Here is a 14,767-nt window from a genome sequence, read left to right as displayed (position 1 = left end):
ATCTGGGCCAGGATCGAAACTCGCCGTCCCACGGGCCCACGAGGTGCGATACTCGAGTTGGTGCAAAAATAATGATGGTAACGATAGTAACAATTGTATCGATACTTTCTCAGAAGTAGATAATATCAGCCACGACGATCGATCTCGTATGGGCCAGCGACACCCGCCGAGTACGGAACTGACGCCGGCCGCGAACGGCGAGCCCTCGATCGAGGACGCCGGTCGTCGACTCGAGGTCGAAGCGGTCGCCGACCGGACGGGTGTCGCTGGCCCGGAACTCCCCAACTCGCGGCTGGCAGCCGCTGTCCCGTTCCTCATCGCGCGGGCGACGGCCGAGACGGACGGCTACCGTGACGACCGCGAGAGGCCATCGACGAGACGGCCCTCCAAGCACACGTCGAGCGCCTCGGGGGACCTCGAGTTCGCACGGCTGGGGACGCGATTGGCCTACTGGTCGACAGTATGAGCGATTCCGGGTCGTCGTCCCGCGACGGCCGCCACACCCTGCTGACGCCTGCCCTTCACGCCCTCCCTCACCGTCGTCTCAACTCTTCGTCCCCAGCGTGTCGACACTCCACGGGCTAGGATTGGGTTTCCCGACTGTTCTGTCCTCGAGCAATCACGAGCCGTCTCCAGTGTCGGTCTCGGCGAGTTTGTGTTTGAACGCTCGATACGCGTTCTCGCCGCGTTCCGTGAGTTCGACGACGCGGCGGCGGCCGACGGATTCGATCGTGACGTAGCCGTCCGCCTCGAGTGGCTCGAGGACGTGCGTATCGAGGACGCGAAAGGCACCTTTGTCTTCGCCGCTTCGCTCTGTGGGCGGGCGACGATCAGCCATAAAAGAGAGTCCACGATCGCGGGCGTACTCGATCAGATCTTTCTTCTTCGGTGGCGTGGTTCTGGCGTCGTGGTAGCCATCCCAGGCGTTAGGGTCGGCCAGAAACGCCATAATCGCGACCTGGTCGGGCGTCGGGGAATCGATTGGATACGTCGGGAGTTGTTCGGTAGCGGTTACGCCCGTCGAGATCGGTTCGCGCTCGCCGTCGTGGGCGTACTCCTCGGGCTCGACGTAGTAGGCGTGGGCGTCCGTCGAGACGTCCATACAGGCCATCGTCGCGCCGATCGCGGGGATCGTCCCAGAGCCGGAGACGTTGACCGAGACGGTGTCGTCGGCGTGGTCGGCAGCGATCGTCGTCACCTCGCCGAGGACGGCGTAGACGTCCGTCAAATCACACTCACGCGTCCGAACCTCGGGGACGATCGACTCGAGTTCCGCTCGGAGCTCGTCGTGGTAGTCGGCCTCGCCGGTGCGCGTTCCCACGGCCGTCCCGTCGTCCTCGAGCAGGTAGACGATATCGGCCCGTTGTTCCCTGATCGGCTCGAGGATCCGATCGTACTCGTACCCAAGCGGGACGATGTGGACGCGTTTGACGACGTTCATGGAACGATAGATGTGGGCGTGAAAATAATGTCTATGGATCGACGACGCGTCAACTCGAGGACGTCCACGCCGTCACGGCCGTCGAAACGTTAAGAACGCGTCCGGCCCAACATTCGACGAATGGCTGCCTACGACGCGATCTGTTTCGATCTCGATCGCACCCTCTGTGAGTCGACGCAGGACCCCGCGACGCTGCTCGAGTCGGCGTTCGATCGGGCCGACGTCGATCAGTTCTGTACGCCGGCGGACCTGCAAGCGGCCGTGCCGTCGCTTCCGACCGCGGAAACGGACCGCGAGTTCTACGAGAACCTCTTTCGCGAGGTCGCCGACCGTACCGACGCCGATCCCGACGTCGCTCCCATCCTCGCCGACCGATACCTTGCGGTCCAGGATCCGACCGCCGTCGAGTTTCGCCCGGGCGCGAAGACCGCCCTCGAGCTCGCCCGCGAGGTCGGTCCAGTCGGGCTGATCACCAACGGTGGTCGCCGGACACAGACGAAGAAACTCGAGGCGCTTGACATCGCCGACGCCTTCGACGTCCGCGTCTTCACGGAACCGAGTGCGGGCATCTACCCGAAACCCGACACAGCCCCCTTCGAGTACGCGCTCTCGGAACTCGACGCGAGCCCGAACGCGGCGATCCACGTCGGCGACTCGCTGCACGCCGACGTCGCCGGCGCGAACGCGATGGGGCTCGATTCGGCCTGGATCGACACCGAAGCCAGCGGACTCGACGGACAGCGCCACGAGCCGACCTACGAGCTGTCGTCGCTCGAGGCCCTCGAGACGATCGTCTAGCGACTCGTTCACTCGGAGCGATCGGGTCGCTCGAGAGAGGAGAGACGACAGAGCGTGATATCTTATTCGTCGGGGAGGAGATCCGTGTGCACGACGGCGCGGTACTGATCGCTTGTCGCTTCCTCGAGGCGCTTGAGTAGGGCGGTGCCCGCGGCAAACTCGTCAGGAAGTTCGAACTCGTCGGCAGTGTCCTCGTCGCGTTGTTTGCAGCGTTTGACGAAGGATAGCAGCGTCGGATACGTTCCCGGACGGGCGTAGACGACGCCAACGTCGTCGGTCAGCTGCTCGTCCCAGTGGTCGACGATCCGTTCGGTCTCGCGACGCGGTTTGCGCTGTTTCTCGGCCAACTCCTCGGCGTCGATCTCGCTGTCGCCGAGGACGTCGTCGAAGACGGACTGGAGTTCGTCGGCGTCGCCCTCGAGTGCTGGTGCATCGGCCTCGGCCTCGAGCAACGACGTGAACGCGTCGATCTCGGGCCGTCGCACGGCGATCGGGTAGACGAAGTCGTGGGTCTCTTTCGGCAGTTTGTACGAGCGCCCCTCGACCCCCTGCTCGCCGGGCTCGGATTGACCCAGCATCAAATCGAGTATTCCCATAGCTGAAACAGACAGGGGCAGTCGAATAAGTGTTCCGTGGCCCGCTCGCGGGAACGTCCGTCCCCGGGGAATACAGGCCTCACCAGCGGTCACCGAGTGCCGCTTTCGCCCCGCCGAATCCGCTCGCAGTCGTCCAGGTACGCCCGCTGTCGACGTGCTCGACCTCGTATGTGTTCCCACACGTCCCACAGCGATACGTTCCGGGCGCTTTCACTGGCTTCGAGGCACGATGTCGGTGGGCCTCCCAATCGCAGTCGGCTGCGAGACATCGCAGGACGTACCGCGGCTCGGCGAACGTCTCACAGTGTCGAGGCGCCTCGAGGCGTGTTGCCTGCTCGCGAAAGCGAGGACCGTGGCTGGACTCGCCGAAGCGCTGGAACTCCCAGACGTGGACGAGCTCGTGGCGGACGACGCCAGCGAACGCCTCCCACTCGTAGCGCTCGTAGGCCTGCCGGGTCAGGACGATCGTCGCCACCTCGCGATCAGCGTCCCATCGACACGCCCCGGCCCGTCGTCGCGGGCGGGTCGTGACCGTCCACTCGAGGGCGTCGCGATCGATCTCGAGGTCACACCCGTCGAGGACGTCGCGAGTGTGGATTCGGGCTCGAGCGACGATCTCGTCGTCGACCGTGAGCTCGTCGTCCGCAGTAGTCACGATCGATGAAACGTCCCCGGCTCTCGAAGGTGTTCCGGTCACCCCAATCCCGATCAGGCGATCCATACGCCGACTATGGACGTCCGTGACGATCGGGTAGTTGATACAACACGATTCACAGGTCGCGTGATACGGATCCCTGTACCGATGTACCGGCGTAACCGCCGCCCGGGTCGCGGTTACGCCGGCACTGACGTACAGTAAACCGTATAACTGGGGCCGTCCCCGCGAGTGGCGGCCGCGACGTCGCGACCGACGGCTCATACTGCCGGACAGAAGTCACTGAAGAGAATTCGCCGGACGGAAGCGGCAAATTCTCACAATAGTTCTGTCCGACAGTATCACTGCCTGCTGTCCGACAGTCTGACAAGGGGACGAAACCGTTGCTCGAGCATGACCGCGGACTCGCGTTCACTGCCGACACCCCGAGCGCCCGACCCTGACGATCCGCTCCGTCCCGACGCGCTGGTCCTTACTGCCGCTTTCGAGGATCCGCTCGATGAGCGTCGGCCGTGGCTCGAGCGCTACGAGATCACGGACGCACTCGCGATCCCGGGAGCCGAGACGCCGGTCTACGTGACCGACGCCGGAATCGCCGTCACGACGACCGGGATCGGCAAAAGCGACGCGGCGACGACCGTCACCGCCACCCTCGCGAACCCGGGGCTCGATCTCGAGTCGGCCTACGTCGTCTCGAGTGGGATCGCGGGTTCGTCGCCCGAAACGACTGCACTCGGCTCGGTCGCAATCGCCGACGCGGTCGTCGACTGGGACCGGAAACACCGGTGGGACCACCGCTCGGATGCAGACGAAGCCGAGCGCGCCGAGGACCGTCCCATCGATCTCCTCGCCTACCGCCCGCGGGACTACGTCCACCGCCTCGAGGGGTCGGTCGTCGACTGTGCGCTCGAGGCAGCCCGGACGGTCGACCTCTGCGAAGACGACGACACTCGTGAGTACCAGCGACGATACCCGAACGCACCCGATTCAGGACCGACGATCGAACGCGGGGCGACCGTCTGTGGTGACGAATTCTGGCACGGTCCCCGCTACGCTCGCGAGGTCGAGTGGCTCTGCGAGCAGTACGGCGTCGCTCCCTACGTGACGACCCAGATGGAAGATGCCGCGACGGCGACCGCCCTCGGGCGCTTCGGTCTGTCCGAGCGATACCTAAGCGTTCGTGCCGTCTCTAACTACGACCGGCCGGCACCCGGCGAGTCCGTCACGGAGAGTTTCGACGGCGATCCCTCGAGTCTCTCGCTGGCGATCGACAACGCCGCTCGCGTCGGTTCTGCGGTCGTCGAGGCCCTCGTCGTGACGGACCCACTCGATCTCTGCGGTGCCGACTGATATAACGATCGACGACCGGTCTTATACGGACTGCTGTACCGAGCTCCCGCCGATCGCCAGGGCGGGGTCGGCGATCGGCGGGCAGTGACGACAGGAGATCGTATTAGGCCTCGAGTGCCAGCCCGGCCCGGGCCAGTGCCTCCTCGGTCGGGAGGTCGTCGTGGACGACACCGGCGACTGCGCGAGCGATTGCTTCGGGGTCCTCGTGCTGGAAGATCGACCGGCCCATCGAGACGCCGGCGCCGCCGGCGTCCATGACGCCACGGACCATCTCGACCGTCTCGCGGTCGGTCCCTTTCGAACCGCCGGCGATGACGACCGGCAGCCGCGTCGATTCGACGACGTGCTGGAAGCTCTCGGCGTCGCCGCTGTAGCCCGTCTTGACGATGTCGGCGCCGAGTTCCTCGGCGAGGCGAACTGCGTGACCGAGCGCTTCGGGATCTTCAGGGTCGACGCCCGGGCCGCGGGCGTAGGCCATCGCGAGTACCGGCATCCCGAGCCGGTCGGCCGCCTCGGTGACCTCGGCGAGCTGGGAGATCTGGTCTGGTTCGTGGTCCGAACCGACATTGATGTGGAAGGAGACAGCGTCGGCACCGGCACGAACGGCCTCCTCGACCGTACCGGTCATGCGTTTGTCGTTCTCGTCGGGGCCGATCGTCGTCGACCCGTTGAGGTGGACGATGTAACCCTTGCCGTTTTTGTTCTCGTGGACGCGGGACGCGATCCCTTTCTGGGTGAGGACGGCGTCTGCACCGCCGCTGGTGACGCCGTCGATCGTCGATTCGATGTCTTTCAGCCCCTGGACGGCACCGATGGTGATGCCGTGATCCATGGGAACGATCACGTAGGAGCCGTCTGTACCGATTCGATCGAGTCGTGCTTCAGTGCCTGGTGTGGTCATTGCGGGAGTGTAGCAAGCTTGCAGTTATGGCTGTTCTGGTTCCGGTGCATCTTCTACATCGTTCGTGAGGGATTCTCCGCCACGGACGGCGCCGCGTTTGAGCTCCGCCGCCTTCGCCTCGAGGTCGGCAACCGGATCGTCACTTGAGGCGATGATATCGATCAACGCGCTGCCGACGATGACGCCGTCGGCACCGGCTTCGACGATTTCGGCGGCGTGGTCGCCCTCGCTGACGCCGAAGCCGACGGCCTTGGGGACGTCGTACTCTGCGAGTCGTGCGAGACTCTCGTGGGTCGCACTCGAGACGTCGCCGCGAGCACCGGTCGTCCCGAGTCGAGCCTGTACGTAGGCAAAGCCCGACACCTGGGACATGATCCGGTCGAGGCGCTCGCCTTCGGTCGTCGGCGCGACGATAAAGACGAGATCGAGCCCGTGATCGTCACAGGCCGTCCGCAGCGGATCGGCCTCCTCGGCGGGGAGATCTGGGACGATGATCCCCGACAGCCCCGCATCGGCCGCCCGCTCTACGAACGGCCCCACGTCCGCGGTCGCTTCTCCGTACTGGAGGATCATGTTGTAGTAGGTCATCACCAGCAGCGGCGCCTCGGTCTCGAGTTCGTCGACCAGCTCGAAAAAGCCCTCCTGGGTCGTGCCGGCCTCGAGCGCGCGGTTGATCGCGGCCTGGATCGTCGCGCCCTCGGCGACCGGTTCGGAAAACGGGAGGCCGAGTTCGATTAGGTCTGCGCCGCCGCGGTCGAGGGCCTCGACGTACGCTTTCGTCTCCTCGAGTGAAGGGTCGCCCGCGGTGATGTAGGTGATCAAGGCGGGGTGGTTCTCGCGGATGGCGGCCTCGATGTCGCTGCCGGCGGCGGCGGTCGTCGGCTGTCCGTCGTCGCTCACGAATCGAACACCTCCACGTCCGGGGCGGCCTCGAGATCGCGCGTCTCGGTCTCCTCGAGAACGGTTTCTAGGTCCTTGTCGCCGCGACCGGAGACGTTGACGACGACGAGGTCGCCGAGTTCCTCGTGCTGTTCCTCTAGATACCCCAGCGCGTGACTCGACTCCAGAGCCGGAATGATCCCCTCGAGGTTCGAGAGCCGATGGAAGCCGTTCAACGCGGCCTCGTCGCCGACGTTGACCGGCGTGACGCGGCCGGTCTCGACGAGATGGGAGAGTTCGGGGCCGACGCCGGCGTAGTCCAAGCCGGCGCTGACGCTGTGGGACTCGACGATCTGTCCGTCCTCGCTCTGGAGGAGTTTCGTCATCGCACCGTGGAGGACGCCGTCGGTACCCGTCGAGAGCGTCGCGGAGTTGGGAGCGACGCCTTCGTCCTCGTCGATCTGGAGGCTCGAGCCGCCGGCCTCGACGGCGTAGAGGGAAACGTCGTCGTCCGGGACGAACTCGTGAAAGGTACCCATCGTGTTCGAGCCACCGCCTGCACAGGCGACGACGCTGTCGGGGAGCCGGCCGGCCTGCTGTTGGATCTGTTGGCGGGCCTCCTGGCCGATGACGGCCTGGAAGTCACGAACCAGCTTCGGGAACGGGTGGGGGCCGACGACCGACCCGATGACGTAATGAGTCCGTTCGACGGTCGTCGCCCAGTCGCGCATCGTCTCGTTGATCGCCTCCTTTAGCGTTCCGCTGCCGGCGTCGACGGGGTTTACCTCGGCGCCGTTCATCCGCATCCGGTAGACGTTCGGGCGCTGGCGGTTGACGTCGGTCCGGCCCATGTAGATCTCACAGGGCATGTCGAGGTGGGCCGCAGCCATCGCGGTCGCCGTGCCGTGTTGTCCGGCGCCGGTCTCGGCGATGATCCGCTCTTTGCCCATGTACTTCGCGAGCAACACCTGCCCGAGGGCGTTGTTTAGTTTGTGTGCGCCGCCGTGGACGAGGTCCTCACGCTTGAGGTAGATCTCGCGATCGTAGCGCTCGCTCAGTCGATCCGCGCGCTGCAGCGGCGTCGGACGGCCGCCGAAGTCGCGCATACGCTCGCGGAACTCGTCCATGAAGCCGTCTTCGTTGTTCAAAACGTAGCGTTCGTAGGCGTCCTCGAGTTCCTGAAGCGCCGGCATCAGGGCCTCGGGGACGTACTGGCCGCCGTAGTCACCGAAGGTGGCTTCGCTGTCTCGCTCGCGGATACTGTCGTGGTCGTGGTCGCTCGTGCTCATATCTCGTCTCCGTCTGTCCCGTCCATGGTTAGTCGTCCTCCGCCTGGACCAATCGCCGCGTGTTTTCGGTCACGTCGCTGTCGGCCGCGCCGTGGTCCATAATAGCGCTGCCGACCAGCAGGGCGTCGGCGCCGGCCGCGCGCATCCGTCGGACGTCGGCCGGCGACGAGACGCCGCTTTCGGCGATCAGCGTCACGTCGTCAGGAGCGTTGGGTACGGCGTCGCCGTTTGCTCCATCGGAACGTGTCACACGTCTCGCGTGGGGCGCCACCGACTCGAAGGTTTCGAGGTCGACCTCGAGTCGCGCCAGATCCCTGTTGTTGACGCCGATAAGTTCGGCGCCGGCTGCGAGGGCCGTCTCGAGTTCTTCGCGGTCGTGGACCTCGACGAGCGGCTGGAAGCCCCGCCGTCTGGCTGCCGCGACGAGGCCCTCGAGATCGTCGACGAAGCGAGCGATCAGCAACAGCAGGTCCGCCTCGACGACGTCCATCCCCGCCTCGTCAAGGACGAAGTCCTTCCGGAGCACGGGAACGTCGACGGCCTCCCGAACGCGGGTCAGCGCCTCGGGTGAGCCCTCGAAGTGGCTCGGTTCCGTAAGCACCGAGATCGCCGTCGCACCGCCCTCGACCATCGCTTCGGCCAGTTCGACGGGATCGTCGTCGCGGGTCCCATCGGCGGTTGGACTCGTCGGTTTTACTTCGGCGATTATCGGCACGCGGCCGTCGGACTCGGCCCGATCGATCGCGTCCGGCAGCGACCGCGCGTCCACGTCGACGACGTCCTCCCCGCCCGTCCGCTCTCGGGCGGCCTCGAGGATCGACGCCACCGCGGGCGCGAGGTCCGTATCGGAGTTCATTGTTGTACATCAACGTACTCATGTGTACAAAAGCCTTGCGTCATTCAGCCGGACAGGGCTCGAGTCGTCGACGGGATCGACATCTCGGCGTGACCGCACTCGAGACACGTCGAGACGACCCATGCGAGAACACGCGACCGGCGATTATTCAAGTCCCTGTCCCCAAGCCACACACATGGAGGACGTCACGGACGCCGGAATCTACGCGAAGGAATCGCCGTACCTCGACCGATACGTTCAGCTCGGAATCGCGAGCGGGCGCGTCCTGAGCGTCTCGTTTCCCGACACACCGGACGAGGGGGCCGAGGAGGACCACGCCGTGCTCGACCGGATCTTCGAGTATCTCGACGGCCTCGAGGAGATCGACTTCGACGACGTCGAGGTTGCGCTGACGGTGCCGACCGACCAGCGGGCCGTCCTCGAACAGGTACGTGAGATCCCCTACGGCGATCAGGTCGGCGTCGAGACGCTCGCCCGGATGACGCCCGACCTCGATCACGAGGACGAAGACGACGTCATCCTCGTCCGCACCGCCTTAGACGAGAACCCGGCGCCGCTGTTGATCCCCGACCACCGCGTACGCGATGGCCCAAGTGCCGCACCGCCGGCCGTCGAACAGAAGCTGCGCTCGCTCGAGGGCCTGTGACCGCCGCGTCGGACTCTGTGACCGGTTCCAACGTCGATCGCGTTTCGTCGGCGCCGACGATTACCGCCACTCGAGAGCCAAGCGGCCGACTCGGACCGTCGATCTGACGGGATCGCTCGCCGGTTTGGCTCCGCGAGTGCTCCGCTGCGGTTTTTGTCGTCACTGAGACGACAAAGCACTTATACTCCTGCTAACAACAGCGGCCTCGAATGACAGGCCACGGTCGCTCTCGGTCGGGCCGTTCCGATCGGGTCGAGTCGCTGCTCGCGTCGGCGCACGCGATCGTCAAGCCACGACTGGGGATCGATCTGCGGGCACTGGCGGCGTTCCGGATCGCGCTTGGATTCCTGTTGCTCGCCGACCTGCTCGGCTATCGAGCGCCGGGGCTGATCGACTTCTACACCGACGCCGGCGTTCTTCCCCGTGAGGCGCTCGCGGCGGCGTACCCGCCGTTTGCCTCGCTGTCGCTGCACGCGATAGCCGGCTCGGCGTGGGTCCAGGCGCTGCTGTTCGTCGTCGCCGCCTTCGCGGCCGTCTGCCTACTCGTCGGCTACCGAATGCGACTCGCGACTGCGGTCTCGCTCGTCCTCCTGGCCTCGCTGCACGCCCGGAACCCGCTGTTGGTCAACGGTGGCGACACGATCCTGCTCAGCTTTCTCTTCCTCGGGCTGTTTCTCCCACTGGACGCCAGATGGGCGATCGACGCCAGTCAGAGGTCGGACGGCGATCAGCGGGTCTGCTCGCTCGCGACGGCGACGCTGCTCGCCCACTTCACCGCCATCTACGCGGTCAACGCCGTTCTCAAGTACCAGAGCGACGCCTGGATGGCCGGTGACGCGGTCTCGCGGATATTCTACCTCGAGGAGTACATCGTCGGGCTCGGTCCGTTCCTGGCCGAGCAGTCGACGCTGCTCGCCGCAGCCAACTGGCTCTGGGTCGCTTTGCTCACCGTCTCGGTGTTTCTCGTCGTCTACACCGGGCGTCCGCGGATCGCACTCGTCGCAGCCTTCGTCGCCGCCCATCTCGGGTTGGCCGCGACGATGCGGCTGGGGATCTTCCCGTTCGTCATGATCGCCGGCCTCCTGCTCTTTCTCCCCCCGTCGGTCTGGGACCGCATAGACGAGCGCGTCCGATCGCTCGAGCCGCTGGCGGGGCAACAGATCTGGCCAAACGTCGGCGATCGCGCTCGAGTCGGTATCCAGCCGGTTCTCGAATCACGGCCCAAAATTCGTCGCAGTCTCCGGGCCAGCAGCGCCGCGATACTCGTAGGATTTCTCCTGTTTATCGGAGTCTGGCACGCGGCGACCGTCGGCGTCGACGCCCCCCAGCCCGACGTCGACGAGGCGCTCTCGGAGGCGAGTTGGGCCTTCTTCGCGCCGAACCCGCCCGATGCCTCCTCCTGGTACGTCGTCGCGGGCGAACTCGAGTCAGGAGAGGCGGTCGACACGATCGACGGCGGCGACATCTCGTTCGATCGACCGCCCGACGCCGCGGAGACGTATCCGACGACGCTCTGGCACCGATACGGAACCGAGCTCCGGTACGCGGACGAGCACCACTACGCGGCCGCAGCGACGACGGTCTGTGAGCGATCGGACCGCGACCTCGAAGCGGTGCGGATCTATCGGGTCGATCAGCCGGTCGACGCGGATGGCCCGGTCGGCGACCCGATCGCAGACGAGCGAATCGAGCACGCCTGTTGATACGGTCCCCTGTCGTCACGTCCCGCCGATCGCCGTCGCGTTGCTACTCGGCGTACCAGACCGCGTAGACGTAACACCCGATCCCGACGAAGACGACGAACGATGACGCGACGTCTACTGTCGGCACGCGAGTAAACAGGTACGCGAACTGGAGAGCACCACCGACGACGAGACAGGCCGACGCGGCCAGGAGTATCGACTGCCGTCGCACGTCCTCGACCTGCAGGTAGAGAACCGTCCCGACGCCGACCGCGATGACGCCGAAGACGAACTCCGCGGCCAACGCCGCCAGCGGATCGCCGCTGATACTTGCGTACGCGAGCAACGCGAAGTAGAAGACGATACCGAGAAAGATCGCCCGATAGACCGACTCCGGAGCGTCCTCGAGTCCGTTCATACCCTACTCGAACGCGTCGGCAACCTTAGCTTTCGAGGGTCTTCGCCCAGTCGAAGCCGACCCCTTCGTGGACGGCGAACTCGAGGGCGTTGATGAGATAGTGGGCGACGACGACGACGAGGAGACTCCCCGTGACGATGTAGATCGCCGCGAGGACGAATCCGAGGACGCCCGTGACGACGATCCCGACCGATCCCTGCATCCCGTGGCCGAGGGCGAACGCCACCGAGGAGACGACCGCGAGCAGCCACGGATCGATCCCGAAGCCGGCCGAGACGACGCCGATCATCGCGGCCCGGAAGAGCAGTTCCTCGAAGACGGCGATGATCGGAAGGACGACCGCGAACAACACCAGCCAGCCCTGCGCTGAATCGGGGGCTAACAGCTCCCGTAACTGCTCGTCGTGATCGAAGCCGAAATGCGTCGCCGTGGCCGCACCGATCTCGTTTGCGACGTAGAGGACGAGTCCGAACACCGTCCCCAAAAGCAGTCCCGACTCGAGGTAGGCAAGCGAGTACTCGATTCCCAGCGCGTCGGCCGGAATCCCCGTATAGATCACCGCACCGATCAACACGAGCGCGAACAGCCCCTGAGAGAACGCGACGTTCGCCAGGAGTTCGCCCGTCGAGAGCGAGTCGGGATCGATTCCCTCCCGGTTGGAGCGGGCGCTACGGCTGGGGTCGGCCGGCCGACTCGAGGCCGGGTCGACTGTGATCGACTCGTCGCCGTCGATGGCTGCGCTCGGGTCTGTGTCGGCGGGCTCGTCCGAACGACTCGAGTCGACAGTTTCGGCCCGCGATTCCGACTCCCGTGGTGACTCGAGGTCGAATCCAGAGTCGGAACCGCGATCGTCGTCAGTGTCGGCAGCCGCCGGCTCGGCTGTCGAGCCCCGGTCGTCGGTCGACTCGACTCTCGACTTCCGATCCTCGGTCGACTCGGAAAACGCGGTCTGCGTGAGATGCGACAGTACCAACAGCAAAACGAGGACGACGCCCGTGATACCGGTAAACGTCGCCCACTGGGTCATCGATCGTTACTGCGGACTCGGGCTGGAGCCGCCCGCGGAGCCGACGGCACTCTGGCTGCCATCGAACGCCGAGCCGGTGATCTGCTTGAGGCGGTCGACCAGCGAATCCTTCTTCGGTTCGCCTTCCAGAGCGACGTCTAACACTTCGCTGATGTTCGAGCAGGGGATGATCTCGACCATCTCCTCGTACTCGTCTTCGATCATCACGTCCTGTTCGTTGGCCTTCGGGATGATGACCTTGTCACAACCGGCCTTCGCGGCGGCCTCGATCTTGTGGGTGACGCCGCCGACCGGGAGGACGTCGCCCCGAACCGACAGTGAGCCGGTCATCGCGACCGACTGATCGACCGGGATATCCTCGAGTGCGGAGATGACGGCCGTCGCCACCGTGATGGAGGCCGAATCGCCGTCGACGCCCTGCTGGCCGGCCTGGACGAACTGGATGTGGATGTCCTTCTCCGAGAGGTCGACGTCGGAGAACTTCTTGATGATCGCCGAGACGTTCTGGACCGACTCCTCGGCCATCTCCTTGAGCTGGCCGGTAGCGATCACCTGGCCGCCGCCCTGTGCGGGCGCGATCTCGGCCATAACCGGGAGCATGATCCCCGAGTCTTCGCCCATGACGGCCAGACCGTTGACCCGTCCTTCGACGCCGTCTTCGGTGACCTGCAGCTCGTAGTCCTTGCGCCGTTCGATGTAGTCGTCGGCAAGCTGTTGTTCGATCGACCGGGAGCGCTGTTTGGCCTGCAACACGTCGTCGCGGGTGGTGTACTCGCGGTCTTCGGCGCGAGCGATGTCGCCGGCGACGCGGACCAGTCCACCGAGGCTGCGGAAGTGCAGCGTTAAGTGGTTCTTCCGACCCGAACGACGCTTGGCCTCGAGGATCAGCTCCTCGACGGCCTCGTCGGTGAAGTGGGGCAGGCGGCCGTCGCGTTCGACCTCCTGGGCGATGAAGCGGGCGTACTTCCGGCGCATCTCGGGAGTGTCCTCGATGGTGTCGTCCATGTAGACTTCGTACCCGTACCCCTTGACACGGTTGCGGAGCGCGGGGTGCATGTTCTCCATGGCATCGAGGTTCCCCGCCGCGATCATGATGAAGTCACAGGGGACGGGTTCGGTCTGGACCATCGCACCCGAGGAGCGCTCGGACTGGCCCGTGATGGCGAACTCGCCTTCCTGGATCGCGGTCATCAGCTTCTGCTGGGTGCGGACGTCGAGCGTGTTGATCTCGTCGACGAACAGCACGCCCTTGTTGGACTTGTGAATCGCCCCGGGTTCGACGCGGTCGTGGGAAGGCGTCTCCATCCCACCGGACTGGAACGGGTCGTGGCGGACGTCGCCCAGCAGCGCACCGGCGTGGGCGCCGGTCGCGTCCTCGAAGGGCGCCTGGCGCTGATCGCCGTTGTTGACGATCATGTTGGGCACCATCGCGTCCGTGCCCCGCGAAGTGTACCGGAAGATCAACCAGATGATACCCGCAACGAGGATCCCGAGCAGAATGTTACCTGCAATGAGGATCGCGTACGCGAGCACGATGGCGATGATGATCCACATCAGGATCGAGCGCATCTGGTTGCGCTTGCGGGCTTCTTCCTTGTGGGCTTCGACGATCTGTTCGCCTTTGCCCGCTGGAACGGTTCGGACCTTCGGCTCGTTGCCGTCGTCCGGGTTGTGGTAGACTAAGACGTCCTGCAGATCCTCCTGGGGCAACAGCTGGCTCATCGCCTTCGCCAGCATCGACTTCCCCGTCCCCGGGGAACCGATCATCATGACGTGGCGACGCTGCTTGGCCGCCTTGATGATGATATCTCGTGCTTCGTCCTGACCGATGACCTGGTCGACGAGTCGGTCGGGAACTTCTATGTCCTCCGTCGAGTCGATCTGGAGGCCACCGAGCAAGTCGTCTTCGGCGTTTTCCTCGTCGATTTCGACGCCCGGATCGACGTCGACCGTACTCCCGAGGTCTTCGACGGTCTCGATATCGTCGTCCGCCTCGTTCGAGTCCGGTTCGAAATCGTCGATCGGGTCGTCGAACTCGTCCCCATCGTCGACGTCGTCGTGGCGGTCACCGTCGCCGTCGCGAGGCGACCGATCTCCCTGACGCTCCGACTCCGGCTCCTCGTTTTGGGGCCGGGACCGATCCTGCTCCTCGTCAGGCTCGGTTTCGGTGGCGTCTTTAGGAGGGTCGTCAACGTTCGTATCGTTACTCATAGAACTCTGTTCAGTACC

The 14,767-nt window shown here is 65.2% G+C and carries 15 protein-coding genes; 5 read left to right on the top strand and 10 right to left on the bottom strand.

Going from position 1 to position 14,767, the window contains the following annotated elements:
- Positions 1-148 precede the first annotated feature (148 nt).
- Positions 149-466: a hypothetical protein gene (locus tag RBH26_RS05295; protein ID WP_306757061.1), complete on the top strand. Its 318-nt coding sequence runs from the start codon at positions 149-151 to the stop codon at positions 464-466.
- A gap of 153 nt (positions 467-619) precedes the next feature.
- Here the strand turns inward: RBH26_RS05295 and RBH26_RS05290 are convergent, their stop codons facing one another.
- On the bottom strand, positions 620-1,441 hold the full coding sequence (locus RBH26_RS05290) for a DUF6293 family protein (protein ID WP_306757059.1): 822 nt from the start codon (positions 1,439-1,441) through the stop codon (positions 620-622).
- A gap of 120 nt (positions 1,442-1,561) precedes the next feature.
- On the opposite strand from RBH26_RS05290, the gene RBH26_RS05285 reads away from it, so the two are divergent.
- The gene (locus RBH26_RS05285; RefSeq protein WP_306757057.1) at positions 1,562-2,239 is read left to right on the top strand and encodes an HAD family hydrolase; all 678 of its coding nucleotides are present in this window, start codon (positions 1,562-1,564) and stop codon (positions 2,237-2,239) included.
- A 62-nt stretch (positions 2,240-2,301) separates the two neighbouring features.
- On the opposite strand, the gene RBH26_RS05280 is transcribed toward RBH26_RS05285, so the two are convergent.
- Positions 2,302-2,835 carry a hypothetical protein gene (locus tag RBH26_RS05280; RefSeq protein ID WP_306757056.1) on the bottom strand — a complete coding sequence of 178 codons (534 nt, stop codon included), beginning with the start codon at positions 2,833-2,835 and terminating at the stop codon, positions 2,302-2,304.
- A gap of 79 nt (positions 2,836-2,914) precedes the next feature.
- Positions 2,915-3,490: a SprT-like domain-containing protein gene (locus tag RBH26_RS05275; RefSeq protein ID WP_306757054.1), complete on the bottom strand. Its 576-nt coding sequence runs from the start codon at positions 3,488-3,490 to the stop codon at positions 2,915-2,917.
- Positions 3,491-3,883: 393 nt separating this feature from the next.
- On the opposite strand from RBH26_RS05275, the gene RBH26_RS05270 reads away from it, so the two are divergent.
- A complete protein-coding gene (locus RBH26_RS05270; protein WP_306757053.1) occupies positions 3,884-4,840 on the top strand; it encodes a phosphorylase in 957 nt (318 codons plus the stop codon).
- A 103-nt stretch (positions 4,841-4,943) separates the two neighbouring features.
- On the opposite strand, the gene RBH26_RS05265 is transcribed toward RBH26_RS05270, so the two are convergent.
- From RBH26_RS05265 to trpC, 4 genes are read right to left on the bottom strand one after another with little or no spacing between them, the layout of a single operon-like run.
- Positions 4,944-5,741 carry a 2-amino-3,7-dideoxy-D-threo-hept-6-ulosonate synthase gene (locus tag RBH26_RS05265; protein ID WP_306757051.1) on the bottom strand — a complete coding sequence of 266 codons (798 nt, stop codon included), beginning with the start codon at positions 5,739-5,741 and terminating at the stop codon, positions 4,944-4,946.
- A gap of 24 nt (positions 5,742-5,765) precedes the next feature.
- Positions 5,766-6,641 carry a tryptophan synthase subunit alpha gene (gene trpA / locus RBH26_RS05260; protein ID WP_306757050.1) on the bottom strand — a complete coding sequence of 292 codons (876 nt, stop codon included), beginning with the start codon at positions 6,639-6,641 and terminating at the stop codon, positions 5,766-5,768.
- Positions 6,638-7,909: a tryptophan synthase subunit beta gene (trpB, locus tag RBH26_RS05255; RefSeq protein WP_306757049.1), complete on the bottom strand. Its 1,272-nt coding sequence runs from the start codon at positions 7,907-7,909 to the stop codon at positions 6,638-6,640. The genes trpA and trpB overlap by 4 nt, the downstream gene beginning before the upstream one ends.
- 28 nt (positions 7,910-7,937) lie before the next feature.
- Positions 7,938-8,765 carry an indole-3-glycerol phosphate synthase gene (trpC, locus tag RBH26_RS05250; RefSeq protein WP_306757048.1) on the bottom strand — a complete coding sequence of 276 codons (828 nt, stop codon included), beginning with the start codon at positions 8,763-8,765 and terminating at the stop codon, positions 7,938-7,940.
- 175 nt (positions 8,766-8,940) lie between these two features.
- Between trpC and RBH26_RS05245 the strand changes: the two genes are divergently transcribed.
- Together RBH26_RS05245 and RBH26_RS05240 are read left to right on the top strand one after the other, a co-directional pair.
- A complete protein-coding gene (locus tag RBH26_RS05245; protein ID WP_306757047.1) occupies positions 8,941-9,411 on the top strand; it encodes an MGMT family protein in 471 nt (156 codons plus the stop codon).
- Between the two features lie 209 nt (positions 9,412-9,620).
- On the top strand, positions 9,621-11,114 hold the full coding sequence (locus tag RBH26_RS05240; RefSeq protein WP_306757046.1) for an HTTM domain-containing protein: 1,494 nt from the start codon (positions 9,621-9,623) through the stop codon (positions 11,112-11,114).
- Between the two features lie 43 nt (positions 11,115-11,157).
- On the opposite strand, the gene RBH26_RS05235 is transcribed toward RBH26_RS05240, so the two are convergent.
- From RBH26_RS05235 to lonB, 3 genes are read right to left on the bottom strand one after another with little or no spacing between them, the layout of a single operon-like run.
- Positions 11,158-11,511, bottom strand: coding sequence for a hypothetical protein (locus tag RBH26_RS05235; RefSeq protein ID WP_306757044.1), 354 nt, complete (start codon positions 11,509-11,511; stop codon positions 11,158-11,160).
- Between the two features lie 25 nt (positions 11,512-11,536).
- Positions 11,537-12,538, bottom strand: coding sequence for a CPBP family glutamic-type intramembrane protease (locus RBH26_RS05230; protein ID WP_306757043.1), 1,002 nt, complete (start codon positions 12,536-12,538; stop codon positions 11,537-11,539).
- Positions 12,539-12,544: 6 nt separating this feature from the next.
- On the bottom strand, positions 12,545-14,749 hold the full coding sequence (gene lonB, locus RBH26_RS05225; protein ID WP_306757040.1) for an ATP-dependent protease LonB: 2,205 nt from the start codon (positions 14,747-14,749) through the stop codon (positions 12,545-12,547).
- Between the last annotated feature and the right edge of the window lie 18 nt (positions 14,750-14,767).

It is taken from the genome of Natronolimnohabitans sp. A-GB9, from assembly GCF_030848565.1.
GTDB lineage: Archaea > Halobacteriota > Halobacteria > Halobacteriales > Natrialbaceae > Natronolimnohabitans.
Note: the sequence above shows the minus strand (reverse complement) of the source record. Positions and strands in the feature narration are given on the sequence as shown.

What these genes read in the sequence shown, in the direction of transcription:
- RBH26_RS05295 (WP_306757061.1), top strand. Translation starts at nt 149, where the DNA reads ATGGGCCAGCGACACCCGCCGAGTACGGAACTGACGCCGGCCGCGAAC.
- RBH26_RS05290 (WP_306757059.1), bottom strand. Translation starts at nt 1,441, where the DNA reads ATGAACGTCGTCAAACGCGTCCACATCGTCCCGCTTGGGTACGAGTAC.
- RBH26_RS05285 (WP_306757057.1), top strand. Translation starts at nt 1,562, where the DNA reads ATGGCTGCCTACGACGCGATCTGTTTCGATCTCGATCGCACCCTCTGT.
- RBH26_RS05280 (WP_306757056.1), bottom strand. Translation starts at nt 2,835, where the DNA reads ATGGGAATACTCGATTTGATGCTGGGTCAATCCGAGCCCGGCGAGCAG.
- RBH26_RS05270 (WP_306757053.1), top strand. Translation starts at nt 3,884, where the DNA reads ATGACCGCGGACTCGCGTTCACTGCCGACACCCCGAGCGCCCGACCCT.
- RBH26_RS05265 (WP_306757051.1), bottom strand. Translation starts at nt 5,741, where the DNA reads ATGACCACACCAGGCACTGAAGCACGACTCGATCGAATCGGTACAGAC.
- trpB (WP_306757049.1), bottom strand. Translation starts at nt 7,909, where the DNA reads ATGAGCACGAGCGACCACGACCACGACAGTATCCGCGAGCGAGACAGC.
- trpC (WP_306757048.1), bottom strand. Translation starts at nt 8,765, where the DNA reads ATGAACTCCGATACGGACCTCGCGCCCGCGGTGGCGTCGATCCTCGAG.
- RBH26_RS05245 (WP_306757047.1), top strand. Translation starts at nt 8,941, where the DNA reads ATGGAGGACGTCACGGACGCCGGAATCTACGCGAAGGAATCGCCGTAC.
- RBH26_RS05240 (WP_306757046.1), top strand. Translation starts at nt 9,621, where the DNA reads ATGACAGGCCACGGTCGCTCTCGGTCGGGCCGTTCCGATCGGGTCGAG.
- RBH26_RS05235 (WP_306757044.1), bottom strand. Translation starts at nt 11,511, where the DNA reads ATGAACGGACTCGAGGACGCTCCGGAGTCGGTCTATCGGGCGATCTTT.
- RBH26_RS05230 (WP_306757043.1), bottom strand. Translation starts at nt 12,538, where the DNA reads ATGACCCAGTGGGCGACGTTTACCGGTATCACGGGCGTCGTCCTCGTT.
- lonB (WP_306757040.1), bottom strand. Translation starts at nt 14,749, where the DNA reads ATGAGTAACGATACGAACGTTGACGACCCTCCTAAAGACGCCACCGAA.